The sequence below is a fragment of the Synechococcus sp. MU1643 genome, from assembly GCF_020514095.1.
Classification (GTDB): Bacteria; Cyanobacteriota; Cyanobacteriia; order PCC-6307; family Cyanobiaceae; genus Parasynechococcus.
Genome location: NZ_VTKY01000009.1, coordinates 1 through 22,460, shown reverse-complemented (window position 1 = coordinate 22,460; position 22,460 = coordinate 1). Strand labels below are relative to the sequence as shown.

The 22,460-nt window shown below is 61.0% G+C and carries 27 protein-coding genes and 1 pseudogene; 16 read left to right on the top strand and 12 right to left on the bottom strand.

The window, feature by feature from the left end; genetic code table 11:
* Nucleotides 1-38 precede the first annotated feature (38 nt).
* The 3 genes from FZX09_RS10920 to FZX09_RS10910 are packed head-to-tail and all read left to right on the top strand — an operon-like array spanning nucleotide 39 to nucleotide 1,980.
* Nucleotides 39-971, top strand: a complete 933-nt coding sequence (locus tag FZX09_RS10920) for a Ycf66 family protein (protein WP_226402771.1) — start codon at nucleotides 39-41, stop codon at nucleotides 969-971.
* A gap of 5 nt (nucleotides 972-976) precedes the next feature.
* Entirely contained in the window at nucleotides 977-1,507 is a 531-nt protein-coding gene (locus FZX09_RS10915; protein WP_226402769.1) for a hypothetical protein, read from the top strand.
* A complete protein-coding gene (locus tag FZX09_RS10910; RefSeq protein ID WP_226402767.1) occupies nucleotides 1,504-1,980 on the top strand; it encodes a hypothetical protein in 477 nt (158 codons plus the stop codon). The genes FZX09_RS10915 and FZX09_RS10910 overlap by 4 nt, the downstream gene beginning before the upstream one ends.
* Here FZX09_RS10910 and FZX09_RS10905 read toward each other — a convergent pair whose 3' ends face one another.
* Genes FZX09_RS10905 through FZX09_RS10895 form a run of 3 tightly spaced genes read right to left on the bottom strand, consistent with a single transcriptional unit; the run spans nucleotide 1,981 to nucleotide 4,564 of the window.
* The gene (locus tag FZX09_RS10905; RefSeq protein WP_226402765.1) at nucleotides 1,981-2,181 is read right to left on the bottom strand and encodes a chlorophyll a/b-binding protein; all 201 of its coding nucleotides are present in this window, start codon (nucleotides 2,179-2,181) and stop codon (nucleotides 1,981-1,983) included. It lies immediately after the preceding gene.
* A gap of 9 nt (nucleotides 2,182-2,190) precedes the next feature.
* A complete protein-coding gene (locus FZX09_RS10900; protein WP_226402763.1) occupies nucleotides 2,191-4,167 on the bottom strand; it encodes an ABC transporter ATP-binding protein/permease in 1,977 nt (658 codons plus the stop codon).
* A 55-nt stretch (nucleotides 4,168-4,222) separates the two neighbouring features.
* Nucleotides 4,223-4,564, bottom strand: a complete 342-nt coding sequence (locus FZX09_RS10895; RefSeq protein WP_226402761.1) for a histidine triad nucleotide-binding protein — start codon at nucleotides 4,562-4,564, stop codon at nucleotides 4,223-4,225.
* 75 nt (nucleotides 4,565-4,639) lie between these two features.
* Between FZX09_RS10895 and FZX09_RS10890 the strand changes: the two are divergent.
* Nucleotides 4,640-5,754 (top strand): annotated as a pseudogene (locus tag FZX09_RS10890) (YifB family Mg chelatase-like AAA ATPase); the annotation flags it as partial.
* Between the two features lie 69 nt (nucleotides 5,755-5,823).
* Entirely contained in the window at nucleotides 5,824-6,180 is a 357-nt protein-coding gene (locus FZX09_RS12095; RefSeq protein ID WP_370624241.1) for a hypothetical protein, read from the top strand.
* Here the strand turns inward: FZX09_RS12095 and FZX09_RS10885 are convergent.
* From FZX09_RS10885 to def, 4 genes are all read right to left on the bottom strand, one after another.
* Nucleotides 6,174-6,323, bottom strand: coding sequence for a hypothetical protein (locus FZX09_RS10885; protein ID WP_226402759.1), 150 nt, complete (start codon nucleotides 6,321-6,323; stop codon nucleotides 6,174-6,176). The genes FZX09_RS12095 and FZX09_RS10885 overlap by 7 nt on opposite strands.
* An 81-nt stretch (nucleotides 6,324-6,404) precedes the next feature.
* Nucleotides 6,405-7,034, bottom strand: coding sequence for a DUF3747 domain-containing protein (locus FZX09_RS10880; protein ID WP_226402757.1), 630 nt, complete (start codon nucleotides 7,032-7,034; stop codon nucleotides 6,405-6,407).
* Nucleotides 7,035-7,084: 50 nt separating this feature from the next.
* Nucleotides 7,085-7,282, bottom strand: a complete 198-nt coding sequence (locus FZX09_RS10875; protein ID WP_006850702.1) for a hypothetical protein — start codon at nucleotides 7,280-7,282, stop codon at nucleotides 7,085-7,087.
* A gap of 3 nt (nucleotides 7,283-7,285) precedes the next feature.
* Complete coding sequence (def, locus tag FZX09_RS10870; RefSeq protein WP_226402755.1) at nucleotides 7,286-7,891, bottom strand: peptide deformylase; 606 nt, start codon at nucleotides 7,889-7,891, stop codon at nucleotides 7,286-7,288.
* Between the two features lie 49 nt (nucleotides 7,892-7,940).
* On the opposite strand from def, the gene FZX09_RS10865 reads away from it, so the two are divergent.
* From FZX09_RS10865 to FZX09_RS10855, 3 genes are all read left to right on the top strand, one after another.
* On the top strand, nucleotides 7,941-9,854 hold the full coding sequence (locus FZX09_RS10865) for a prolyl oligopeptidase family serine peptidase (RefSeq protein WP_226402753.1): 1,914 nt from the start codon (nucleotides 7,941-7,943) through the stop codon (nucleotides 9,852-9,854).
* A gap of 122 nt (nucleotides 9,855-9,976) precedes the next feature.
* Nucleotides 9,977-10,279, top strand: a complete 303-nt coding sequence (locus tag FZX09_RS10860) for an MscL family protein (RefSeq protein ID WP_226402842.1) — start codon at nucleotides 9,977-9,979, stop codon at nucleotides 10,277-10,279.
* Between the two features lie 147 nt (nucleotides 10,280-10,426).
* Entirely contained in the window at nucleotides 10,427-10,600 is a 174-nt protein-coding gene (locus tag FZX09_RS10855; RefSeq protein WP_226402751.1) for a hypothetical protein, read from the top strand.
* Between the two features lie 6 nt (nucleotides 10,601-10,606).
* Here the strand turns inward: FZX09_RS10855 and FZX09_RS10850 are convergent, their stop codons facing one another.
* From FZX09_RS10850 to FZX09_RS10830, 5 genes are read right to left on the bottom strand one after another with little or no spacing between them, the layout of a single operon-like run.
* Entirely contained in the window at nucleotides 10,607-11,887 is a 1,281-nt protein-coding gene (locus FZX09_RS10850) for a SufS family cysteine desulfurase (RefSeq protein WP_226402749.1), read from the bottom strand.
* A complete protein-coding gene (gene sufD / locus FZX09_RS10845; protein ID WP_226402747.1) occupies nucleotides 11,884-13,062 on the bottom strand; it encodes a Fe-S cluster assembly protein SufD in 1,179 nt (392 codons plus the stop codon). The genes FZX09_RS10850 and sufD overlap by 4 nt, the downstream gene beginning before the upstream one ends.
* 2 nt (nucleotides 13,063-13,064) lie before the next feature.
* On the bottom strand, nucleotides 13,065-13,853 hold the full coding sequence (gene sufC, locus FZX09_RS10840; RefSeq protein ID WP_226402745.1) for a Fe-S cluster assembly ATPase SufC: 789 nt from the start codon (nucleotides 13,851-13,853) through the stop codon (nucleotides 13,065-13,067).
* Between the two features lie 43 nt (nucleotides 13,854-13,896).
* Nucleotides 13,897-15,336 carry a Fe-S cluster assembly protein SufB gene (gene sufB, locus FZX09_RS10835; protein ID WP_226402743.1) on the bottom strand — a complete coding sequence of 480 codons (1,440 nt, stop codon included), beginning with the start codon at nucleotides 15,334-15,336 and terminating at the stop codon, nucleotides 13,897-13,899.
* Nucleotides 15,337-15,341: 5 nt separating this feature from the next.
* Entirely contained in the window at nucleotides 15,342-15,698 is a 357-nt protein-coding gene (locus tag FZX09_RS10830) for a ferredoxin-thioredoxin reductase catalytic domain-containing protein (RefSeq protein WP_038553034.1), read from the bottom strand.
* A gap of 158 nt (nucleotides 15,699-15,856) precedes the next feature.
* Between FZX09_RS10830 and FZX09_RS10825 the strand changes: the two genes are divergently transcribed.
* From FZX09_RS10825 to FZX09_RS10790, 8 genes are all read left to right on the top strand, one after another.
* Complete coding sequence (locus FZX09_RS10825; RefSeq protein ID WP_226402741.1) at nucleotides 15,857-16,501, top strand: ArsR family transcriptional regulator; 645 nt, start codon at nucleotides 15,857-15,859, stop codon at nucleotides 16,499-16,501.
* Nucleotides 16,501-16,839 (top strand): hypothetical protein, encoded by a 339-nt coding sequence (locus FZX09_RS10820; protein ID WP_226402739.1) that lies wholly within the window; start codon nucleotides 16,501-16,503, stop codon nucleotides 16,837-16,839. Before FZX09_RS10825 ends, FZX09_RS10820 begins: the two co-directional genes overlap by 1 nt.
* A 62-nt stretch (nucleotides 16,840-16,901) precedes the next feature.
* Nucleotides 16,902-17,495, top strand: a complete 594-nt coding sequence (locus tag FZX09_RS10815) for a phycobiliprotein lyase (protein ID WP_226402737.1) — start codon at nucleotides 16,902-16,904, stop codon at nucleotides 17,493-17,495.
* Nucleotides 17,496-17,585: 90 nt separating this feature from the next.
* Nucleotides 17,586-18,374: a phycobilisome rod-core linker polypeptide gene (locus tag FZX09_RS10810; protein WP_226402735.1), complete on the top strand. Its 789-nt coding sequence runs from the start codon at nucleotides 17,586-17,588 to the stop codon at nucleotides 18,372-18,374.
* 184 nt (nucleotides 18,375-18,558) lie between these two features.
* The gene (locus FZX09_RS10805) at nucleotides 18,559-19,632 is read left to right on the top strand and encodes a DUF4912 domain-containing protein (protein WP_226402840.1); all 1,074 of its coding nucleotides are present in this window, start codon (nucleotides 18,559-18,561) and stop codon (nucleotides 19,630-19,632) included.
* Nucleotides 19,623-19,829 carry a hypothetical protein gene (locus tag FZX09_RS12090; protein WP_226402733.1) on the top strand — a complete coding sequence of 69 codons (207 nt, stop codon included), beginning with the start codon at nucleotides 19,623-19,625 and terminating at the stop codon, nucleotides 19,827-19,829. The genes FZX09_RS10805 and FZX09_RS12090 overlap by 10 nt, the downstream gene beginning before the upstream one ends.
* 217 nt (nucleotides 19,830-20,046) lie before the next feature.
* Nucleotides 20,047-20,379 (top strand): hypothetical protein, encoded by a 333-nt coding sequence (locus FZX09_RS10795; RefSeq protein WP_226402731.1) that lies wholly within the window; start codon nucleotides 20,047-20,049, stop codon nucleotides 20,377-20,379.
* A 202-nt stretch (nucleotides 20,380-20,581) separates the two neighbouring features.
* Nucleotides 20,582-22,240, top strand: a complete 1,659-nt coding sequence (locus FZX09_RS10790; RefSeq protein ID WP_226402729.1) for an alpha-D-glucose phosphate-specific phosphoglucomutase — start codon at nucleotides 20,582-20,584, stop codon at nucleotides 22,238-22,240.
* Nucleotides 22,241-22,460: the final 220 nt, after the last annotated feature.

Genomic DNA, 22,460 nt, shown 5'->3' with positions numbered 1-22,460 from the left:
CGCCCCTCGTAGACTGATTCCTAAGCGGAAGCAGAGCTTTGGTTAACGCCAGTCTCAATTGGGCCAGCATCGTCGGCATCGTTTTGGCCGTCGGCGGCGCTCTGCTCTATTTCATGCGATCGTTCAAGCCCGCCCTGGCTCGGGACTACGACGTCTTCTTTGCAGCCATCGGGCTGCTCTGCGGCGGCATCCTGTTCTTCCAGGGCTGGCGCCTCGACCCAATTCTCCAGTTCGGCCAGTTCCTTTTGGCGGGAACCACCGTGTTCTTCGCCTATGAAAGCGTGCGCCTGCGCGGCGTCGCCACGGAGCAGGCACGGCGCTCCGCCTATTTCGATGACGAACCGGCACCGGCCCGTGGCGGAGGCCCAGGGGGTCTCCGAGGCGGTTGGGAAGACGGCGGTTACGACCGTTTTGATGAACCCCAACCAGTGCGACGCCGCTTCTCCGGCCGCGACGATGACGCCGAAGACCGGCCCGAAGAAGAGTTCTACCGGCCGCGTCGCGCCAGCCGTGCCGCCATTCCTGAGGAAGCCGCCAGCCGTCGCTCCGCAGGACCTGATCAAGGCGATTCCGGCTGGGAGCAAAACGATGAACGCTCCCGCCGCATGGCTCGCTTCCGCGCCGGCGAAGCCAGGGATGAACGACGCCCCGACTTTGGCTCCAGAAGGACGGATCGAGACGAACAACGCCGCGGCAGCCGTCCGATAGGGCGCCCTGAGCGTCCTTCCGGCGAACCCGCTCCCTCAGGAGCAGAAGATGCCGCCTTCGCCCCCAGCCGCATTTCAGCGCCGAGCAGTGCGGCACCGAACCGGGGCCGCCCCAGCGCCAATGCGGGTGCCGCGAGTGACTCCAGACGATCCGCGGAACCGCCACTGGCTTCGAACCGGCCCAGCAGTAATCGCCAACCCCCCCGCAGCTCACGGCCCTCGTCCGGCAGACCGCGGGACAACAGCTCCCGCTTCGACGACTGAGCAAGTTGCCTCGCCCGCTGCTGATCCTGCTCGCCAGTGTGGTGCTGGCGGGCTGCAACGGTCGCCGTGAACGGGCCGGTGGTGCGTTACTCGCAACCAGTCAGCAAGCACCAGCCCTGAGTGGCAGTGGTGAGTGGCTGGCGGTCATCAGCGATCGCGGCGGCAGACCTACGGTGCAGCTGCGGCGTCTGAGCGACAGATCAGTTGTGTCTGTTCCTCAGCTGAGCCGACATCAGCCCCACAGCTCCCCTTCTTTGAGCTGGAACGGCCGCTACCTGGCAGCGATCACCCAGCGGGGGCGACGCCGACTCGCGGTGGTGACCGATCGTCTAAATGGCCGGATGCATCCCCTGCCCCTCCCGGGGGGCCGAGACCCGGTGCAGCTCAGCCTGGCGCCAGATGGACAGCAAATCGCCCTCCAGGTGACGGATCAGGGCCGGTGGCGCGTGGAACTGCTGGATCTGAGTGATCTGCTCGAACCGGACCGTCCGCCGGGGCAGAGCCTCTCCACACCGGCGTTGTCGTCAGAGCCATGATCCACATCGCTCTGCTTTTCAGCCTGATGCTGATGACCGGGTGCAGCAGCCCCAGGCCCACCCCCCGGCCCGACCTAAACGGCATGCTGCGTCAATCGGTGAACAGCCGGCGGGATCCATCTCTGGGGGGACGCTGGCTGGCCAGCCTGGGCCAACGCAATGGACGTGAGCGGGTCGAACTGATCGACCTAAGCAGTCGCAACCCTGTCCCACTGCCGGGCCTCAACCGTGCGGATGCCCAACCGATCAGCGTCAGCGTCAGTGCCGATGGGCAACGCTTGGCCGTGGTCCAGCAGCGGGAAGACCGCACCGAACTGGTGCTCTACCGGCGCAACGTTGGGGCGACGCAACGGCTTCCCCTGGATCCGCCAGGTGTGCCCCGCAGCGTCAGCCTGGACGGCTCAGGCCGGCGATTGGCGGTGCAGGTAAGCCGGAACGGCCGCTGGGATGTGGATCTGATCCGCCTGCCCTGATCAGGGAAGCAGACCCGCCCAATGCAGAAACGTGTCGCCGCTGAGGGCCTCGATGATCAGCACAGCCACAAAACCCACCATGGCGAAGCGGCCATTCACCCGCTCGGCATAGCCACTCCAGCCGAAGGCAGGCACATCGTTGGTGGTGGCTGACGTCTCCGGAACGGACGTGGTGTCAGGGGTCTCGCTGGTGGAGGTCATCCGGCCGGTTCAGGAACGCCCGAAGTCATAGCTGGTCGCCGGGATCAGCCGCCAGTCGAGATCGCCGCTGAGCTCGAGAACAGTGTCATGGAAGTCCTTCAGGGTTGGCCGGTGACCCACGCTGATGAAGGCCACCTCCCGGTCTCGCAACAGGGAATAAAGGCGGGATTCGGTCTCGACATCCAGTGCACTGGTGGCTTCATCCAGCACCACGACCTTGGGCGAATTGAGCAGCAACCGCGCAAAAGCCAGACGCTGCTGTTCACCCAGAGAGAGCAGCCGTGGCCAGTCCTGCTTGATGTCGAAGTCGGGATAACGCTGCAGCAATTTGCCCAGCATCACCTGATCCAAAACAGCCCGAAGCTGCTCATCGCTGAAACGGGCCTGATCGAGGGGATAACAAAGCTGCTCACGCAGGGATCCCAACGCCATGTAGGGCTTTTGGGGTATGAACAACAGGTCTCCCTGCCCCGGGGAATAGACGGTGCCCGTCGGCGAGCCCCAAAGACCACTTACCACCCGCAGCAGTGAGGTTTTGCCGCAGCCTGAGGGGCCCACCACCAGTAGCCCCTCGGCGCTGTCCAGTGAAAAACTGAGGTCACGAACCAGCACGTTGTCAGTGCGTGGTGTTTTGACCGTCACCCCCTGAAGCGCAAGGTGTTCGGATGGCAGGATCCGCGGCACGTAATCACTCCACTCCTCGCGATCCAGATTGGAGATGTTCGATTGAAAACCTTCAAGCCGGTTGATCGATGCCGAAAAACGAGCCAAGGCTTCGATGTTGTAGATGATGAAAAACAACGATCCCTCAACCAGGTTGTAAGCAACGTTCGCCTGAGCGAAGCCGCCGTAATCCATTTCACCGGCAAGAATCGGTGCTGCAAGGATCAGATAAGGTATGAAATTGCTGGCGTAGATGCTTGAGCGCTGCAGCACCCGCAACAGCACCTCCCAGACAATGAGCAGATTGAAATTCTCAACGACGGTGGCTAGGCGACGCGTCACCTCCTTGGATTCCTGCTGCTCTCCGGCATAGAAGGCAATCGATTCGGCGTTGTCACGCACCCGCACAAGGCCATAGCGGTAATCCGCTTCAAAACGCAGCTGGAAATTGTTCAACCGCACCAACTTGCGGCCAGCCACAATCATCAGAACGGACACTGCCGATGCATAGGCCAGAAGCGCGAAGGTAAGCCCATCACTCACCGAGTAGAGGATGAGGATGTTGAGGGAAAAGGTGAGGATCGAGTCAAAGATATTCAGCGCGAATCCCAGGGCCTGAGCCGTGAAATCACGAACATCCTCGGAAATGCGCTGATCAGGGTTATCAACATTGGTGGCCGCTTCATCATTGGGATTGAGCACGTAATAGGCCCTATCCCGCAGGTAGTCGTCCACCAGGCTCAGCGACAACCATTCCCGCCAGAACAGCCCCAGTTTCTGGGTGAAATAAAACTGCAGGCTGCGAATCGGCAGCGCGACCGCAAAACAGGCGCCATAGATCCAGAGGTTGCGATACGACGCATCGCCGTCTTTGGAAATCAGCGCATTCGTCAGATCCCTGGCGATGAATGTGATGCCGGCATTGATGCCGTTCACGCTCAACAGCATCAGGATGATCAGACCGAGAAACAGCCAAGGCAGCCAGCGGCGATGCCTGAGTTGGCCCCGCACGGAAGCGAAGACCACAGCCCCCAGGACGAACAGGGCACTAATCCCCGCCCCCCATCCACGGGACCAGAGCATGGCCAGGGAGGACTGGACACCACCGAGGTACTGGCCGGTCAACTCCGGCAACAGCCACGACAGGCCGTTCATCAACCCGGTGACCAGGAACAGCACGATCCCGGCCACACAGAAGAGCAGGCTCACCAGCAGTCCTAAGAACTGCCAACCGTTGTCTTCGGTGTAAGGAAAGAAGTAGGGCTGCGAAAGCCGACGCAGCTTGGCGGCCTGATTGCGCAGGTTCTGAAGCTGGTGGGTCATGCCACTACTGAACTGTGCTCAGTCTGGCTGTCGCCGCGCCGCTTCGCCGCTGACATCAACCGGGAGGCCATGCCAGAGGACGCCCACCGATCACGTGCACATGGAGGTGAAACACCGTCTGACCAGCACCTGCGCCACTGTTGACCACCGTGCGGAAATCATTCAGCCCCTGCTGTTTGGCCACGCGCGTAGCCACCAGCAACAGATGGCCCAGCAAGGCCGCATCCTCAGCAGCAGCGGAACGCAGGCTCTCGATCGGCTTGCGGGGAATCACCAGCAAATGCACCGGAGCTTGGGGGGCGACATCGCGAAAGGCCAGGCACTGCTTATCGCTGTAGACCTCATCACACGGGATCTCGCCACGAAGGATCTTCCCGAAGATCGTGTCGTCTGCCATGGGCCTCGAAAAGGAAGGAACAGCGGGACCGGTGTGACAGCAGGGGCATGAATCTCCTGCGTCACCTTCCACAGAATGCTGGCACGTTGTCTCAGTGCATCCCTGCAAGGCCTGGAGGCCAGACCGGTGGTTGTGAAGGTGGATCTCGCCCCGGGGCTACTGGGCGTCCAGCTTGTGGGTCTGCCGGACAAAGCGATTCAGGAATCACGGGAGCGGGTCCGCTCCGCCCTGCGCAACAGCGGCTTCCGCGCCCCCCTGGTGCGCGTGGTGATCAACCTGGCACCTGCCGATCTGCGCAAGGAAGGCCCCTCATTTGATCTCCCCATCGCCCTGGCCCTGTTGGTGGCCAGCGGGCAGCTCGCCCGCCCTCAGCTGGAGGGCCTCTGGTGTGCCGGAGAATTGGGCCTCGACGGCAGCCTGAGGCCCTGTCGCGAGGTGATTGCCCTCGCCGAAAAGGCCCATCAGCAAAAGGCCCGGGCCCTGGTGGTTCCTTCTGAGAATGCCAATGAAGCCAGCCTGATTGAAGGGCTAGCGATCCGCACAGCGCCCAATCTGCGCGCGCTGGTTCAGCACCTCAAAGCAGACCAACCCTGGTATGGGATCGACTGCAGTCGCTCACGCACGTCAGCGGCAAACACCGGTCCTGATCCCTTGCCCTGCCTCGACAGCAGCCTGGCCTCCCGCGCCCTGGCTCTTTCGACAGCGGGCGGCCATCCCCTACTGCTCGTGGGTCCCCCTGGCTGCGGCAAGACCCACCTGGCCCATCAACTGCCGCGGCTGCTGCCAGGTCTGAACCGCAAGGAAGCACTCACCATCACGCGCATCCATTCCGTCGCCGGCCATCTGCATGACATCGATCAACTGCAACAGCAGCGCCCCTTTCGATCGCCACACCACAGTTGCACCGCTGCCGCCTTACTGGGCGGCGGACGCTCACCCCGTCCCGGGGAAGTGAGCCTGGCCCGCGGTGGCATGCTCTTCCTCGATGAGCTGGCGGAATTTTCGCGAACGGTGCTGGATCAATTGCGGGAGCCCCTGGAGGACGGCGCCGTGCAGATCAGCCGTGCCCAGCAGAGCACAGTGTTCCCGGCCCTGATCACTTGGTGGCAGCCACCAATCCCTGCCCCTGCGGCTGGCATGGCGACCGCAACCATGGCTGTCGCTGCAGCATCAGCCAGCGCTACTGGCAGCGGCTCTCCGGCCCGCTTCTGGATCGGCTCGATCTCCAACTGGGACTGGAACGGCGCTACGCCAAGGAGATGGCAGCGGTGCTGAAGCAGCCCAACCCAACACAAGCCTCAGCCTCCTGGTGCAACCCCACACGGATTGAACGGGCCCGCAAGCGAATGCAGAGGCGCAATCCCGGTGGAGCGAGCAACGGGAGGATGTCTGCTGCAGCATTGCGGCAGAGCGGAGTCATCGAAGCAACGGCACTCGACCTCTGGCAACAGCAAATCAACCAGCGCGGCATGAGCACACGCAGCAGCCTTCAACTGTTGCGCGTGGCGCGCACCATTGCCGACCTCAACGATCGGACCAGCATCGATCGAAATGCCGTGGCGGAAGCGAGTTGCTTCCGCTGCACAGATCTGCTCAAGCAGCCTGGATCTCAGTAATCGCGAGCTCGCTTATCAGGCGTGTCCCGGTAAGGCTGGGTGCCGATCGGTGGGGGCTGGAGATGGCGGTCGTCGAACGACCCCAGCGCGTGGGTCATCGCTTCACCGAACCAATGGAACCATTGCACAACCGTTGTTTTCATCACAGCCTCCTAGGATCTTCCTTCAGTGTGAAATCACTGACAAAGAAGAACAACAGGTGTTTACACCGGTTCTGCACAAGCTCAGTAGGACGGAGCAGTAGAACTCTCGATCTGTTCAGTCTCAGCAGGCAGCTTGTTTGGGCTGGAACCAGCCACTGGTGCGCTGTCCCGATAAACGTAGAGATGGCCCAGGCTCTTATTGCCATAGGCCCGTCGCTTCAAGGTCCAGCCGGGCTCAAGCTTGAGCTGAACAAAGCCGCTTGCGGCGCCGCCGGACCGAGCCACAAGCATGATCGGCTGGGAGGGATTCTTGGTCGGAGTGGCCAGCAACTCGATATCTCTACCGGTGTTCACCACGCTGAGCCGGTATCGGGTGCCGAGGTCATCACCACCGATGCGCAGGGAATAACCGTTGCCATCGATGTAGCGGTTGCAGACCCCTGTGAAATCAAACTTGGACAACAAGGGATCCACCATGGCCGGTGATCCTGCGGCCACAGCGAAACAGGGACGTTTCGTGGTGCGCTGCTCGTAGATGTTTAGCTGCGAACGCTCGCCCTGACCGATCGGGGCCGACACCAAAACGAAATTGCCTAACTCCACGGGCACCGCCGTGAACAGCGAACCCTGGGCTTGGGCCACCGGTGCAGAGGTCGCTGCGAGAGCGAGGCCGGCAGCGGCCACGATTCGAAAGCGTGCCATCAAGTCCATTGAGGAACTGAGCGGATCGTAAAAGTGATGCCTGGATCGGTCGCCCCCGATCAGGCCGGTTTGTTCAGGCGAATGGCGAACAGAAGAGTCCCCACGGTTCCAGGGGCCGCAAGGGCCAGGATCCAACTGGTGGTTTTGACCCCGAGATCGGGATCGCCGTAGGCCAGTTCAAACACACAGCCGGTGCTGGCGATACCCAGAACACAGGCGAGGGCCAGGAAAACGCCGGCCAGGGGTTTCATCGGCATAACTCAGGCGACGCTCCGCACATCTTGGCGCTCAAAACCTTTCTCCTTGAGCTCCTTTTGCAGACCGTCTTCATCGGTGACGCGATCAACAAACAACACGCCATTGAGATGGTCCATCTCGTGCTGAATGCAGCGGGCCATCAGGCCATCGGCCTTCATCTTCCGGGGCCGACCCATCTCATCGCGGAAGCTCAGTTCAATCGCAGTGGGGCGGACGACATCGAGGTAAACCCCAGGGATGCTGAGACAGCCCTCTTCGTAGGTGTCGAGCCCGGCGCTCGCTGCCGTGATTTCCGGATTGATCAGCACCAGGGGCGGCGTGGCTGCATTTTCAAGATCGAGATCAATCACCAGCAGCTGCTGGTGGATCCCCACCTGAGGAGCCGCCAGGCCGATGCCCTTAGCGGTGTACATGCTGCGCAGCATGTCGCGAGCCAGCTCCCGCACCTGCTCATTCACCTTGCCGATGCGGCGCGCGGATTGACGCAACACCTCATCGCCCAGGGTGTGAATCTCCAGTGGAGGGGTTTCGAGGGCCGTCTTGGGCAGCAGCATCGTGTCCCGTGACTTATCGGCCTGACGGGCCAACTCTGCAAAGCTTCCTGCCAAGACCAATGCCGCGTTGATTCAGCATGGTAATTGGCCTGAATAAGCCGTTATGGGAGCCGTTCCGTTATCCGCGAAACATGCCGTTGGCAGTTTGCCGGGACTCAAGGAGCCGTCCCTGGTCAGTGGCCCCGATGCAACGCTGTGGCTGATCTGGCTGGAACAGCGCCCTCAGGAGCGCGGTCGCACCACAGCCTTGATCCGCCGTTTCGGCGATTCCGAGGCAACGCCCCAGGAGCTGACGCCGGCCCCCTGCAATCTGCGCAGTCGCGTGCATGACTACGGCGGCGGCGTGCTCGCCACCGCTGTGGAGCAGGACAAATTGATCCTGACCTGGATTGAGCAGGGCTGTCTCTGGCGTCAGGACTGGCACCTGCCGCAGACCAGCACAATTCAACCCACACCCCAGGCAGCCGCCCAACGGCTCAGCCGGGAGGGCGACTGGGAGCTTGCGGATGGCGTCCTCGATCTGCCGAGGCAGCGCTGGATCGGAATCCGTGAAATCAACGGCCGTGACGAGCTGGTGACGCTGGAGCTGAACGCAAAGGATCAGACGCCGCTGCTGCTGCACCAACCGACGGACTTTGCCGGCTATGGCTGCTTGAGCCCCGATGGCCAGCGCTTCGCCTGGGTGGAGTGGCAGCAACCCGCCATGCCCTGGGACAGCAGCAGTCTCTGGTGCGCGGAGTTCAGCGACACGGGCGGGCTGCTCAGGTCCCGTCAGCTGGCCGGAGGCGACGGCGTCTCGGTGTTTCAACCCCAATGGCTGCCCGACGGACAGTTGCTTGTGGCGGAGGACAGCACGGGTTGGTGGAACCTGATGCTCCAGCCCAGCGCCGACGACGCTTGGGAGAGGCCCTGGCCGATGGCTGCCGAAACGGCCATGCCCCAGTGGATCTATGGGATGAGCACCACGGCCTGGGATGGCGAACGGCTGATCGCTGCCGTATGCAGCCGCGGGGCCTGGTCGTTGCAACGGCTCGATCTGGATGGAACGGTGCAGCCGTTGTCGCAACCGTTTGATGACCTCGCGGGATTGAGCGCCTGCCACGGTCGCGCCGTGGCAGTGGCCAGCAACAGCGCCAGCGTGGCCGGCCTGCTGGAACTCGACCTGCGACCGGCCACCCCGCTCTGGAGCCACAGCCCCGCCATCAAGGCACCCTTGCCGGTTGAGGCGATCAGCGTGGCTGAACCGCTGTGGTTCAACGGACATCAAGGGGAACGCACCCATGCCTGGTACTACCCCCCCAGCGGCAACCCACCAGGGGCAGCCCCACTGCTGGTGAAAAGCCACAGCGGACCAACGGCCATGGCCCGCCGCGGCCTCAGCCTGGCAATTCAGTACTGGACCTCCCGGGGCTGGGGCGTCGTGGACGTGAATTACGGCGGCTCAACGGGATTCGGTCGGGACTATCGGGAGCGCCTCAACGGGTGCTGGGGCGTGGTGGATGTGGCCGACTGCGCCGCCGCAGCTCAGGCCCTGATCGAGGCCGGTCGAGCCAATCCCGACAAGATCGCCATCGAAGGCGGCAGTGCCGGCGGCTTCACCACCCTGGCGGCCCTCTGCTTCACCAAAGTGTTTCGGGCCGGAGCCTGCCGCTATGCGGTCTGTGATCTCACCGCCATGGCTGAAGACACACACCGATTTGAAGCGCGCTATGTGGATGGCCTGGTGGGGGAATGGCCCGCGACGCGTTCCTTGTATGAGCAAAGGTCGCCACTGCTGCATGCCAATCAAATCCGCTGTCCTGTGCTGTTCTTCCAGGGTTTGCAGGACAAAGTGGTGCCTCCGGAACAAACCGAACGCATGGCCGAGGCCCTTCGAAGCAACGGCATCCCTGTGGAAGTGCGGCTGTTCAAGGACGAAGGCCACGGGTTCCGCAACCAGGCCACCCAGATCGACGTGCTTGAGGAGACCGAAGCCTTTTTCAAACGTGAATTGGGCCTGGCGGAACAACCGATTTAAACACCAAAAAGAATGCTCAAATCACGACAGGTCGAGACAAATAAACAACAGAACTCAAACTCCCAACAAGATCAAAAGGCTTTCATATTCAGACCATATTTCAGCAGTAGAGCAGAGAATTTATTGAGTTCTTTTTCACCAATGGCGACGCTCTGAGCGTCGCCATTGCATTCATCGTGGGGCAACAATTCACAAGAATCGTTGACTCCATCACCAAAGACCTCCTGATGCCACTCCTCAACCCATTGGTATCGAGCGGAAGCTTCAAGGAACTCAAAATTGCCTACTTCGGCGGCGCCATTGAAGCTGGCAACTTGATTGACACGGTGATTGAAGCATTATTGGTGGCCTGGATTCTGTTCCTCATCGTCAAAGCGATGAAACGCATGGAACGACAAACCCCGGCCGACAAAAACGAGGGCTGATATGCCACATGGTTATAACCCACACAACCCTGTTCAGCAGATGTGATGGGTTGATCGAGCATCCAGCAGGAATGTTCAACCTGTGCCTTACGGAACCCATGGAACAGCGGCAAACCTGAAATGGTGGCCGTTATTTCGAAAAAACTGATGCGGATCCTGCGCTATCGCGGCAACAGCTATGCCAGCCCTGAACCGATCAACGCGGCTCCCCGTCCCGGCGCACGCTCTTACCGCTGGGTGAAGTACGCCATCGAGACCAACAAGGTTGTCCCCCTGCGCCAACGCGAATCATCAGCAAGCAACGATCAGCTGGCGGCCTGAGCCAGCTCAGCTGTGTTCACGAAGGAAGGTGACGGTAGAGGCGAGCTCCTCGCTGAAGCGATCGATTTCTTCAAAGGTGCTGGTGAAGCTCAAGCTGGCCCGCGCTGAAGCCGTCACGTCATAGAGACGGTGCAAGGGCTGACAGCAATGGTGACCACTGCGGATGCAGATCCCGGAGGCATCGATCAGAGCGGCAATGTCGTTGGCATGCACCCCATCCACCAGAAATGTGGCCAGGGCGCCGCGCTCGGGCTGCTGATCCGGCGTGGGGCCCAAGATCCGCACACCATCAATGGCCTCCAGCCGGTTGAACAAATGCCGGGTGAGCTGCGCCTCCCAGGCCTGAATCGCCTCCAAACCAACCGACTGCAAATAACGAATCGCGGCCCCCATGCCCACCGCTTCACCAATGGCAGGGGTACCCGCTTCGAACTTGTGGGGCAACACCGCCCAGGTGCTGTGGTCGAGGTAAACGTCTTGGATCATCTCCCCGCCGCCCAGGAAAGGAGGCATTGCATCCAGGAGCGACTCCCGCGCCCAAAGGAAACCCATACCGGTGGGGCCGCAAAGCTTGTGGGAGGAACCCACCAGAAAATCAGCATCGAGAACAGCCACATCAATCGGCTTGTGGGCCAGGCTCTGGCAGGCATCCACGAGCACACAGGCGCCGACGGCATGGGCTGCAGGGATCACCTGATCAAGGGGGTTGCAGCAACCCAGGGAATTGCTGATGTGCACCAGGCTCACCAGTCGAGTGCGCTCGTTGAGCTGAGCCCGGAAATCCTCGAGATCCAGCTCACCGGATTCCGTGATGCCAACGTGGCGCAACACGCAGCCGGTGCGCTGAGCCAGCAGTTGCCAGGGCACCAGGTTGCTGTGGTGCTCCATCACCGTGAGGAGAATTTCATCCCCTTGCTTGAGGTTGGCGTCACCCCAGGTGCGCGCCACCAGATTGATCGCTTCACTGGCATTGCGGGTGAAGACAATCTCGCGGGCACTCGCGGCACCCACGAATGCCGCAGTCGTGCTGCGGGCCGCTTCGAAGGCATCGGTGGCGCGGGCACTCAGCTGGTGAGCACCGCGATGCACGTTGGCGTTGTCGCAGCTGTAGTACCGCTGCAGCGCCTCAAGCACCTGACGGGGCTTCTGGCTGGTGGCAGCGTGATCGAGATAAATCAGCGGCCGACAATCGGGGGCACGCTGCTCAAGAATCGGAAAATCGGCACGATATCGAGACGATAAATCCATAAAATCAGCACTAGATCGTGCTTCGACTGCGATAGTCATGAGGCGAAGCTCTCCATCACACGCTCCAGAGGGCGCCAAACCTGCGCCGCAGCAGGAAGTTTGGCGATCACCTCCTGGCAGGCCCCTCGCAGCAACAACGCCGTTGCCTCCGCCGCAGCGATGCCCCGGCTCTGGAGATAGAACAGCTCATCGTCCTGAAGCTGCGACACAGTGGCGCCGTGGGCGCAGCGCACATCGTCCGCCACGATCTCCAGTTCGGGCTTGGTGTCCACCCGGGCCCGATCAGAAAGCAGCAGATTGCGGCTTAACTGCGCCGCGTTGGTGCGCTGGGCACCGCAGGGAACATTAATGGCGCCGTTAAAAATCGCGTGGGAGCGGCCGCCGGCCAGGCATTTCTGCAACTGATCCAACTCCCCCTCAGGCCCGTCGAAGCGCACCGCAGTGTGGGTGGCCAGCTGCTGCTCGGCGCCAGTCACGGCTAGACCTTTGAGCACGGTCTGTGCCTGGCCATCCACTTGCACCACACGAGGCTCAACCCGTCCCAGGTTCCAGCCCTGAACCACCGAAGTGAGGGAATAGGAGCTGCGGGGCTCCTGCTCGACGGCCAAATGGGCCATCAGCGATGAGTCGCCATCCGCCGTTGCCAGCACGCCATGGCGCAGTTGGGCCTCCTGCCCCAGATGCACTTCCAACACGTGACTGTGAGCCGACGCCCCCTCCGCCAGCAACACCTGCATCAGCTCCAGCTCTGCCTTTTCCTCCAAAAGCAGCAAAACCCGCGTGGCGTTCAACCCGGCACCCGCCGCCAGGACTAGCTCCAACGGTCCGACTCTTCCACGCACCCTGAGGGCCAGGATTTGCTGTGCTTTGGCGTGATTGAACTCCACAGGCCAGACCTGGGCACAACCGCAGCGGTCCAGGGTGTGGCCGAGGGCCTGCTCAAGCTCTTCGGCATTCAACGCCGTGATTCCGTCAGGAAGAACCTGCCCAGGCAAGGGATCATCAAACCCATTAATCACCAGTCGGGTCACTCCTTCCAGGCGGGCCGGCAGGGATGTGGACAGCGGCGAGGAACTGGCCGGCAATGTCGATACGGCCGCCAGCCGTTTGAGGTCGGTCAGACGCCAGGCCTCCTGGCGGCGGTTGGGCAAACCAAGCTGTTCCAGGGCTGCTCGACCGCGCTCCTGCACTGGCGCCAGCACACTGCTCCCCATGATCAAGCAGCTCCTTGAGCGGCCAACTCCTGATCCACCCAGTCGTATCCGGTCTGCTCCAGCTCAAGGGCCAGTTCCCGGCCTCCGGTGCGCAGGATTCGGCCTGCCGCCATCACATGCACATAGTCCGGGGTGATCTCATCGAGCAGACGCTGGTAGTGGGTGATCAGCAGCGTGGCGTTGTCTTCCGTCGCCAGCTGATTCACACCTCCGGCCACGATGCGCAGCGCATCGATATCCAAGCCGGAATCGGTTTCATCCAGGATCGCCACCACAGGCTCCAGCAACGCCATCTGCAGAATCTCGTTGCGCTTTTTCTCTCCCCCGGAAAAACCTTCATTCACACTGCGCTCAAGGAAGGCAGGGTCCATCTGCACCACCTTGAGCTTGTCTTGCACGTGGTCCTCGAAAGCAAAGGTGTCGAGCTCCTCTTCGCCCTGCTTTTCCCGCCGGGCATTGGTGGACACCCGCAAAAATTCCAAGTTGCTAACGCCAGGAATTTCAACGGGGTACTGAAATCCGAGGAAAACCCCAAGACGGGCCCGCTCCTCAGGCTCCAGCTCAAAAAGATCCTGGCCGCGATAGCGGACGGTGCCGCCCGTGACCCGATAGGCAGGATGTCCTGCCAGCACCTTGGAGAGCGTGCTCTTGCCACTGCCATTACGGCCCATCACAGCATGAACCTCACCAGCCCTCACCTGAAGGTTCACACCCTTGAGGATGGGCTTGTCCTCGACGGAGGCATGCAGGTCTTGGATGTCGAGCAGCAGCTCAGCTTCAGGGCTAATCACGGAAGGCGTCGTTGAAAAAACAGAGACAAAGCGGGGGAGGGGATCAGCCCACGGAACCCTCGAGCTTGAGGGCCAGCAATTTGTCAGCCTCAGCAGCAAACTCCATCGGCAGCTGGTTGAAGACATCGCGACAGAAGCCGCTGACCATCATCGAGACGGCCTCTTCAAACCCGACGCCACGGCTCTGCAAATAAAAGAGCTGGTCTTCGGAGATGCGGCAGGTGCTGGCCTCATGCTCGATGGCCGCCTGCGGCTGCTGCGAACGGATGTAGGGGTATGTGTTCGCAGCGGCTTGATCACCGATCAGCATCGAATCGCATTGGCTGTAGTTGCGAGCGCCCTTGGCATTGGGCCCCATTTGCACGAGACCGCGATAGCTGTTGCTGGAGCGGCCGGCACTGATGCCCTTGCTCACAATTGTGGAGCGGGTGCGCGGTCCGACGTGGACCATCTTGGTGCCGGTGTCGGCCTGCTGGCAGTTGTTAGTGAGGGCCACGGAATAGAACTCACCCACCGAATCAGCACCCTGCAACACGCAACTGGGGTATTTCCAGGTGATGGCTGAACCGGTCTCCACCTGGGTCCAGCTGATGCGGCTGCGATCACCGCGGCACTGGCCTCGCTTGGTCACGAAGTTGTAAATCCCTCCGACGCCGTTTTCATCACCGGCGTACCAGTTCTGAACCGTGGAGTATTTGATGGAAGCGTCGTCGAGGGCCACCAGTTCCACCACCGCCGCATGCAGCTGGTTGGTGTCGAACATCGGTGCCGTGCAGCCCTCGAGGTAACTCACCGAGGCACCTTCTTCGGCCACGATCAAGGTGCGCTCGAACTGTCCAGTGTCACCAGAATTGATCCGGAAATAAGTGGACAGCTCCATCGGGCACTCCACGCCCTTAGGGATGAAGACGAAGGATCCGTCGCTGAACACCGCTGAATTCAGAGTGGCGAAGTAGTTGTCGTTGCTGGAGACAACCGTTCCGAGGTAGCGCTCGATCAGCTCGGGGTGCTCCTTGACCGCCTCACTGAAGGAGCAGAACACCACCCCGTGTTCCGCCAACTTCTCCTTGTAGGTGGTGGCAATCGAAACGCTGTCGAAAACAGCATCCACCGCAACGTTACTGAGACGCTTCTGCTCGCTCAGCGGAATGCCGAGCTTGTCGAAGGTTTCCAGCAGCTTGGGATCCACATCATCGAGGCTGGCCTTCTTCTCCTGCTGCTTTGGAGCTGCGTAATAAACGATGTCTTGATAATCGATCTCGGAATAACCAAGGGCAGCCCAATCGGGCTCCTCGAGAGTGAGCCAGTGGCGAAAAGCCTTGAGCCGGAACTGCAGCAGAAATTCCGGCTCTTCCTTCTTGGCCGAGATCAGGCGAACGACCTCTTCACTGAGACCTTTGGCAATCTTGTCGGTCTCGATCTCGGTGACGAAGCCGTACTTGTACGGCTGGCTGACGAGATCCCGTGTGGAGGTGCTGGTCATTCGGCTCAGCCGGCGGTGGCGTTGATCGTTTCTGTGGTGATGGTCTGCGTCTTCTCAGGGCAAGCGAAAGGGTTGTCCTCGGTGAGGAAGAGCATGCAGTGGCATTCCTTGCGCTCGCGCATAGGTACACAGGGGCAGTTCCAGAAAGCTTGAGAAACCTCGGCCTCCTTGTCTTCGTAGTGGCGGCAGGGGCAAAGAGCTCCTCCCAGATCGTCCTTGTGACGCGCCAGACCTTTCAGAACAACAGCGGTGACGCTGGGGTCCGCACAAAAATAGGTTCCGGTGCGCTGCGCGTAGGTTTCAGCGAACTTGCGGATAACCTCCAGGCTTTCTGCTGTCGGCTCTTGAGGGGCGTCGGACATGGAAGTGGAGGGAGTGGCGAATTACGAAACCCCGCGGTTTCCTTACTGGAAGCCTAGGCCAACAGGTCTCCGGTCAGCGGGCTCCCCATTGTGACCCTCAACTCGGCCGACATGACGAGGCAATTCGATGGCATCGTGTGGGGAGGTTTCGCCTCGTCATGAGCGCCTCGGCCCCCGACAGCACCCGCGACGCCGTGCTCTCCCTGCTGCTGGAGCGCGGAGAGGAGGACGCTGGCGCCCTGGCCTGCGCTGTGGGCATTTCCGTTCAGGCCATGCGACGTCACCTGCGCTCCCTCGCCGAAAGCGGCCTGGTCTGCGCCAGCAGCAATGCCAACGGTCCTGGGCGCCCCAGCAACCGCTGGTGCCTCACCGACGAGGGACGGGCCCAGTTCCCTGATGGCAGCGGCCGCTTCGCCCTCGACCTGCTGGATTCGATGCGCAGCCATCTCCCCGAAGCGACCCTGCGCCAGCTGCTGGACCAGCAGGCGGAGTCGAAGGCCAGTCAGTACCGACAAAGCCTCGGCGAAGCCTCCCTGGAGACTCGACTCGAACACCTGGCACTGTTGCGGCGCGACGAGGGCTACGTCACCGTTTGCAGCCGGGATGACGACGGCATCAGCTGGAGGCTCGAGGAAGCCCACTGTTCTGTGCAGCGCATTGCCGAAGAATTCCCCGCGGTGTGCGACCAGGAATTGCTGCTGATCCGACGCACCGTGCCGGATTGCCGGGTGGAACGCGTTCATTGGCGACTCGAGGGCGGCCACGCCTGCGGCTTCCGCATCACCCCTTTAGCGCAGGGCTGATGGCCATCGACAGGGCCACGATTGAACGCATCGACGCCACCCTGCTGCCCCAGCTGGATCGCCATCACCTGCGGGTGTTGAGCCACTGCCTGGACAGCTTTCAGACCATGGCTCCTCCAGAGAGGACTGGCGCGATCCCCGACGAAAGCCAACGACGCCTTTGGTGCCAGCAGCAACCCGTTGTCGCTGAAGATCCGACTTTCCTCGATACCCTGCTGCTGCAGTTCAATGCTGCCGCCAAGCAACTGGATCAACTTGCGCTTGAGCTGGGCAAGCCTCCCCTGGATCTGACCCTCGACGATCTGATCAGCGCCTCCGAAGCCCGCTGCAGTGGCTGACATGGCTGTCGTGGCTGACGCGGTCGGACTGCCATCATCAACCCAGTTCCTCAACGCCGGCGATGCTTGAGATCTCGGACGCCCTCAGCTTCTTTCGCCTGAGCTGTGGCCGCTGGACCTCACAGCGCAGCCAACACCACCTGCTGCATCGCCGCGCCGAAGCCGGGGCCTCGTTCATCGTGGTGGAGGAACTGCTGAAGGGGGACGAGCGGCTCGCAGAGATCGCCGAACGCAACAACGCCAGCGTCGAGAAGATCGTTGGCGGCTGCTGGGTGCGCTGGAGCGGATCGATGGCCTGGGATCGCGCTGGCGAATCCCATGAAGACCAGACCATGTTCGGACTGATCCCCGAAGACGAAACGGGGCGACGTGGCCTGTTGCTTCGGGATCGCGGCTACGCCGAAAAAGCACCGGTGGCGGGCCAGTTCCGAATGGACGACGAAAACGGCCTGATCCTCACGACGGACTACGAAATGATGAGTTCGCTCGAGCGCTTCTGGTTCGCCAGCGAGAACGTGCGACTGCGCACCAGCACAGTGCAAGGGCTCTCCAACAACGCCTCCTTCTGCATCGAGACCCGGCAGCTGGACGATGTAGATCAGACCAGCCCAGCGATTGCTTCGAACAGAGCCGCTCTCGCCCCCTTCGGCTGGTAAGTAGAAACACTCAGAGCAAGTATTACGGCATGTAATCGCTGCAAGAGCAGCTGAAGGGGGCAAGACCCAGCACTTCTACGATCGCCGTCAGTGGATGCTGTAGCTCGCGTGGCCATTCCTCTTCTGGAGTACGCACCAATCACTCAGAACTCTCTGAGGTCAGGTGTTCCGAACCTTCGTGTCGGCTCCGAGGAGGGATCACGGGCTTATTCCCTGGAGATTGCAGACGATCGGGACAACTTCGACACCGTCGTGGAAGCCGGTTATCGGCAGATCTTCTTCCACGCCTTCAAAACGGATCGGGACGTCAACCTTGAGTCCCAGCTGAAGGATGGCCAGATCACCGTTCGCGACTTCATTCGCGGCCTGCTGCTCTCGGACACTTTCAAGCGCACCTTCTACGGCTTCAACAGCAACTACAAAGTTGTCCGCCACCTTTGCGAGCGGATCCTGGGCCGCAAAGTGAATGGCAAGGGAGAAGAGCTCTCCTGGTCCATCGTGATTGCGACCAAGGGCTTGGAAGGTCTTGTCGACGTCTTGCTCGACAGCGCCGAGTACCTCGACGCCTTCGGCTACGACACGGTTCCTTACCAACGCAACCGCGTGCTTCCCGGCCGCGAGCTCGGTGACACTCCCTTCAACATCACCACCCCCCGCTACGACGAGTACTACCGGAACATTCTTGGCTTCCCCCAACTCGTTTTCATTGGTGGGCCTGCCAAGCGACTGCCGGATCGCGCGAAGATCAAGAAGGGTGGGTCTCCGCAGGACTACGTGGCATGGGTGAGCGAAATCGGCAATCCCCGCCGAGTCGGCCCGAGCACAAGTGCCGATATGGACTATTTGACCAAGGTGCCTTACCGGACCATCGGCTACTGATCCCAGCACCAATCTTGTTCACAAAAGCGGGGCTTCGGCTCCGCTTTTTTTGTGTACCTGACTGTGATCCCCGGGATCGACGTTCATCCAGTGGTCAGCATCCACTGACCCTTGGCCCCTTCACGCTTCGAAAAGGAATTTTTCGGATCACAATGATCCCAAACTAAACATGGAGTTTTTGGACGTGTCCCCAACCCTGTCATCACTGGCACGTCTCACCCTTCGCCAACTGCGTCAGATCGCTAGCGACTTAGGGGTGCCGCTCTACAGCCGCAAGAGCAAGGAGACCCTGGTCGACGAGGTTGCCCAACGTCAGCAGAAGCGTGGTGGAGACCTGAAGGCCATCGAAGCGGAACTCAACGCTCCGGCCATGGGCAGCAGCGACACCCGCGTGGTGTTCCTGCCCCGTGATCCCCAGTGGGCCTATGTGTTCTGGGAGATCTCGGACGCAGATCGAAAGGTGGCCCAAAAAGATGGCGCCAGCCGACTTTGCCTGCGCCTGGCGGACGTGACCGGCATGCAGGACGGCAGTGCCCACCCGCACACTTTGCAGGAAGTGCCCGTCGATAGCCACAGCACCGAGTGGTACCTGCCTGTGCCGCTCTGCGACCGGGATTACCGGGTAGAACTGGGCTATCGCATCGGCGCAACTTGGATGTCCCTGGCCTTCTCCTCTGTAGCCAGAGTGCCCGCTCTGCACCCCAGTGAGCAGATCCTTGATCAGTTTGTGCCCTTCAGCCTCGATGCGGCCCCGGCCGAATCCGCTCCAGCTCCCGTTACGCCGATCGAGTCGAGCAACAGCGGTTTGCATGAACGGCTGTACCAAACCGCCACAGTTCACTTCAGCCGCCGTCGGGTTGGCTCTGAAGAATTCCAGGAAGGCTTTGACGTCTCGGGCGACAGCAGCGGCTTGAACGACTCGGGTGCTGGTCTCTGGGCAAGCGGCCGCAATGAATCTGGTCTTGGTGGTGTGGCTCCTCGCCAACGCTCCTTCTGGCTGGTGGCTGACGCCGAACTGATCGTCTACGGCGCCACCGACCCCTCCGCTCGCCTAACCATCGGCGGCGAAGAAGTGCCTCTCTCCACCGACGGAACATTCCGAATCCAGGTGCCCTTCCGGGATGGCGAGCAGATGTACCCCATTGAGGCGACCGCCTCGGATAGAGAACAGAAGCGCAACATCACGCTCAACTTCAAACGTGAGACCCCGGAAGACAACAGCAACCCCGCCAGCGAAGCTCGCGCCGAGTGGTTCTGAACCCTTCCGATTCCAAGGCTCCAGCGTCCTTGCGCTGGTTCGTAGCCATCACCCCCCTCGCGGGGGCGATGGTATTTCCATTAGTGGTGCCTTTAGTGATGGCACGGGTAAGCATCGGAGCCGGTGTGGGAGTCGCCCTCGTGTTGAGTGGACTCTGGTTTGTTGCGATGCTGAAGACATCGGAGATGCCCCACTGAAGATTGGTGAACTCCGATAAGCCAAGTTCTTGATCTAGACATGGAGCGGCTCAGGGACAGCACTGAACTGGGGACCGCACCAAATATCCAATGAAAACTCGGTTGTCAAAAAATCCGTGAAGGTCGGAGTAACGAGTAACTGAAAAACCAGGTCAAACGAAAGATAATGAGCGTTATGAACTTCCCTGTCCTGATTCGCATCTTCACGGTGTTATCCATGACTGCCCCGTCTGTGGCTGCTGACCCCTATGTGGCTTGGCCCAGCAAAGAGCAACTGCGAGGCATCGAACAGGCCGCCTACGCATGTTCCCGAGACAACTCAATTGAGGCCTGCAGGCGAGTCCGGCAGCTCGCCGATCCTTTGATGGATCACTCCAGGTTGCCCGAACGCTGCAAAGACGTGTTGTGGATGTTGATGGACGAAGCCAAGGTCTCCAACAACAACGACTTCAGACGCAAAGACACCATTACAAACACGGCCCGGCGTATCCCAAGTTTCTGCGCAGAGCCGGTGACCAAAAAGGAGAAACTCAAATCGCGTCAGGCTTGAGCCAAGCTTAGTAGTCACAAATTGACGGCAGTCAATGCCTCCCAAAAAGCAACCGGCAAGCAAGGGGCTCGCTTGCCGTTCTGCGTTGCATAGTCCTCTGTGTTGTTGCGGCCAAGGGGGTAGCGACATCAACTGGTCGCGACCGACGCCTTGCAAATGGATTTCCATGTTTAGGTTCCGCATATAGCCCCCATCCGTCGTGATGACCACCTCGGCCCCTGCGGAACCGACCCAACGCCAAGTGCCACTGGCCACCCCTTTCACTGATCAGAAGCCAGGGACCTCCGGCCTACGCAAGAGCAGTCGCCAGTTCGAGGAGCCCCATTACCTGGAGAGCTTCATCGAGGCGTCGCTTCGCACGCTACCGGGCGTGCAGGGCGGCACCTTGGTACTGGGGGGCGACGGCCGTTACGGCAACCGCCGTGCCATCGATGTGATCCTTCGGATGGGAGCCGCCCACGGCCTGAGCAAGGTGATCGTCACCACCGGAGGCATCCTCTCCACCCCTGCCGCCTCCAACCTGATCCGGCAGCGTCAGGCCATCGGCGGCATCATCCTTTCCGCCAGTCACAACCCGGGTGGTGAGAACGGTGACTTCGGTGTCAAGGTCAACGGTGCCAACGGTGGCCCCACCCCCGCCTCCTTCACCGATGCGGTCTTCGAGTGCACCAAAACCCTGGAGCAGTACACGATTGTTGAGACTCCAGAAATCCCACTGGATGCTCCTGGTCTCTACAGCATCGGCGCGATGCAAGTGGAGGTGATCAATGGCGTCGATGATTTCGTTGCCTTGATGCAGCAGCTGTTCAACTTCGATCAGATCCGCGAGCTGATTCGGAGCGATTTCCCCCTGGCCTTCGACGCCATGCATGCCGTCACCGGGCCCTACGCCACTCGCTTGTTCGAGGGGCTGCTAGATGCACCGGCGGGAAGCGTGCGCAACGGCACACCCCTGGAAGACTTCGGCAACGGTCACCCCGACCCCAACCTCACCTACGCCCACGACCTGGCTGAACTGCTGCTCGAGGGAGATGAGTACCGCTTCGGCGCTGCCTGCGACGGCGATGGCGATCGCAACATGATCCTGGGCCAGCGTTGCTTTGTGAATCCCAGCGACAGCCTCGCCGTTCTCACCGCAAACGCCACGGTGGCTCCGGCCTACGCCGAAGGCCTGGCAGGGGTGGCCCGTTCGATGCCCACCAGCGCTGCGGTTGATGTGGTGGCCAGGGAGCTGAGGATTGACTGCTTCGAAACCCCTACAGGCTGGAAGTTCTTCGGCAACCTTCTGGACGCCGGCAAGATCACCCTCTGCGGGGAAGAAAGCTTCGGCACCGGCAGCAACCATGTGCGCGAAAAAGACGGGCTCTGGGCCGTGCTTTTCTGGCTACAGATCCTGGCAGTGCGCCGCTGCAGCGTTGCCGAGATCATGGAAGAGCACTGGAAGCTCTTCGGACGCCACTACTACTCGCGTCACGACTACGAGGCCGTCGCCAGCGACGCTGCCCATGGGCTCTACGACCGCCTGGAGGCCATGTTGCCGAGCCTGGTGGGCAGAGCCTTTGCTGGACGCAAGATCAGCACCGCAGACAACTTCAGCTACACCGACCCCGTCGATGGTTCCGTGACGTCAGGCCAGGGTCTGCGCATCCTGTTGGACGACGGCAGCCGCGTTGTGGTTCGCCTCTCCGGCACTGGCACAAAGGGAGCGACGATTCGCGTCTACCTGGAGAGCTATGTGCCCAGCAGCGGCGACCTCAACCAGGATCCCCAAGTCGCCCTGGCCGAGATGATCAGCGCTATCAATGACCTGGCGGAGATCAAACAACGCACGGGCATGGATCAACCCACCGTGATCACCTGAACCTGGAGCATTACGACTTAGATGCACAAGCCACCCCTCTGGGTGGCTTTTTGATTGCTGTGGTTATTCACCCAGCGACGACGACCTTTATCGAAAGACTGCAAACCGTGCTGAGAACCGGTTTGGTGATGAAGTTATTGGAAGCAGACATCGATCAACCTCAGTTCCCCTTGGCGGGTTGCACCTTCACAGGCATCCCGTGTCTCAGGTTCAAAAGGTT

Excerpts from the sequence above, each read along its gene's own strand:
- FZX09_RS10910 (WP_226402767.1), top strand. The coding sequence starts at position 1,504 with ATGATCCACATCGCTCTGCTTTTCAGCCTGATGCTGATGACCGGGTGC.
- FZX09_RS10905 (WP_226402765.1), bottom strand. The coding sequence starts at position 2,181 with ATGACCTCCACCAGCGAGACCCCTGACACCACGTCCGTTCCGGAGACG.
- FZX09_RS10900 (WP_226402763.1), bottom strand. The coding sequence starts at position 4,167 with ATGACCCACCAGCTTCAGAACCTGCGCAATCAGGCCGCCAAGCTGCGT.
- FZX09_RS10895 (WP_226402761.1), bottom strand. The coding sequence starts at position 4,564 with ATGGCAGACGACACGATCTTCGGGAAGATCCTTCGTGGCGAGATCCCG.
- FZX09_RS12095 (WP_370624241.1), top strand. The coding sequence starts at position 5,824 with ATGGCAGCGGTGCTGAAGCAGCCCAACCCAACACAAGCCTCAGCCTCC.
- FZX09_RS10885 (WP_226402759.1), bottom strand. The coding sequence starts at position 6,323 with ATGAAAACAACGGTTGTGCAATGGTTCCATTGGTTCGGTGAAGCGATG.
- FZX09_RS10880 (WP_226402757.1), bottom strand. The coding sequence starts at position 7,034 with ATGGACTTGATGGCACGCTTTCGAATCGTGGCCGCTGCCGGCCTCGCT.
- FZX09_RS10875 (WP_006850702.1), bottom strand. The coding sequence starts at position 7,282 with ATGCCGATGAAACCCCTGGCCGGCGTTTTCCTGGCCCTCGCCTGTGTT.
- FZX09_RS10865 (WP_226402753.1), top strand. The coding sequence starts at position 7,941 with ATGGGAGCCGTTCCGTTATCCGCGAAACATGCCGTTGGCAGTTTGCCG.
- FZX09_RS10855 (WP_226402751.1), top strand. The coding sequence starts at position 10,427 with ATGCGGATCCTGCGCTATCGCGGCAACAGCTATGCCAGCCCTGAACCG.
- FZX09_RS10850 (WP_226402749.1), bottom strand. The coding sequence starts at position 11,887 with ATGACTATCGCAGTCGAAGCACGATCTAGTGCTGATTTTATGGATTTA.
- sufD (WP_226402747.1), bottom strand. The coding sequence starts at position 13,062 with ATGGGGAGCAGTGTGCTGGCGCCAGTGCAGGAGCGCGGTCGAGCAGCC.
- sufB (WP_226402743.1), bottom strand. The coding sequence starts at position 15,336 with ATGACCAGCACCTCCACACGGGATCTCGTCAGCCAGCCGTACAAGTAC.
- FZX09_RS10830 (WP_038553034.1), bottom strand. The coding sequence starts at position 15,698 with ATGTCCGACGCCCCTCAAGAGCCGACAGCAGAAAGCCTGGAGGTTATC.
- FZX09_RS10825 (WP_226402741.1), top strand. The coding sequence starts at position 15,857 with ATGAGCGCCTCGGCCCCCGACAGCACCCGCGACGCCGTGCTCTCCCTG.
- FZX09_RS10820 (WP_226402739.1), top strand. The coding sequence starts at position 16,501 with ATGGCCATCGACAGGGCCACGATTGAACGCATCGACGCCACCCTGCTG.
- FZX09_RS10815 (WP_226402737.1), top strand. The coding sequence starts at position 16,902 with ATGCTTGAGATCTCGGACGCCCTCAGCTTCTTTCGCCTGAGCTGTGGC.
- FZX09_RS10795 (WP_226402731.1), top strand. The coding sequence starts at position 20,047 with ATGACTGCCCCGTCTGTGGCTGCTGACCCCTATGTGGCTTGGCCCAGC.
- FZX09_RS10790 (WP_226402729.1), top strand. The coding sequence starts at position 20,582 with ATGACCACCTCGGCCCCTGCGGAACCGACCCAACGCCAAGTGCCACTG.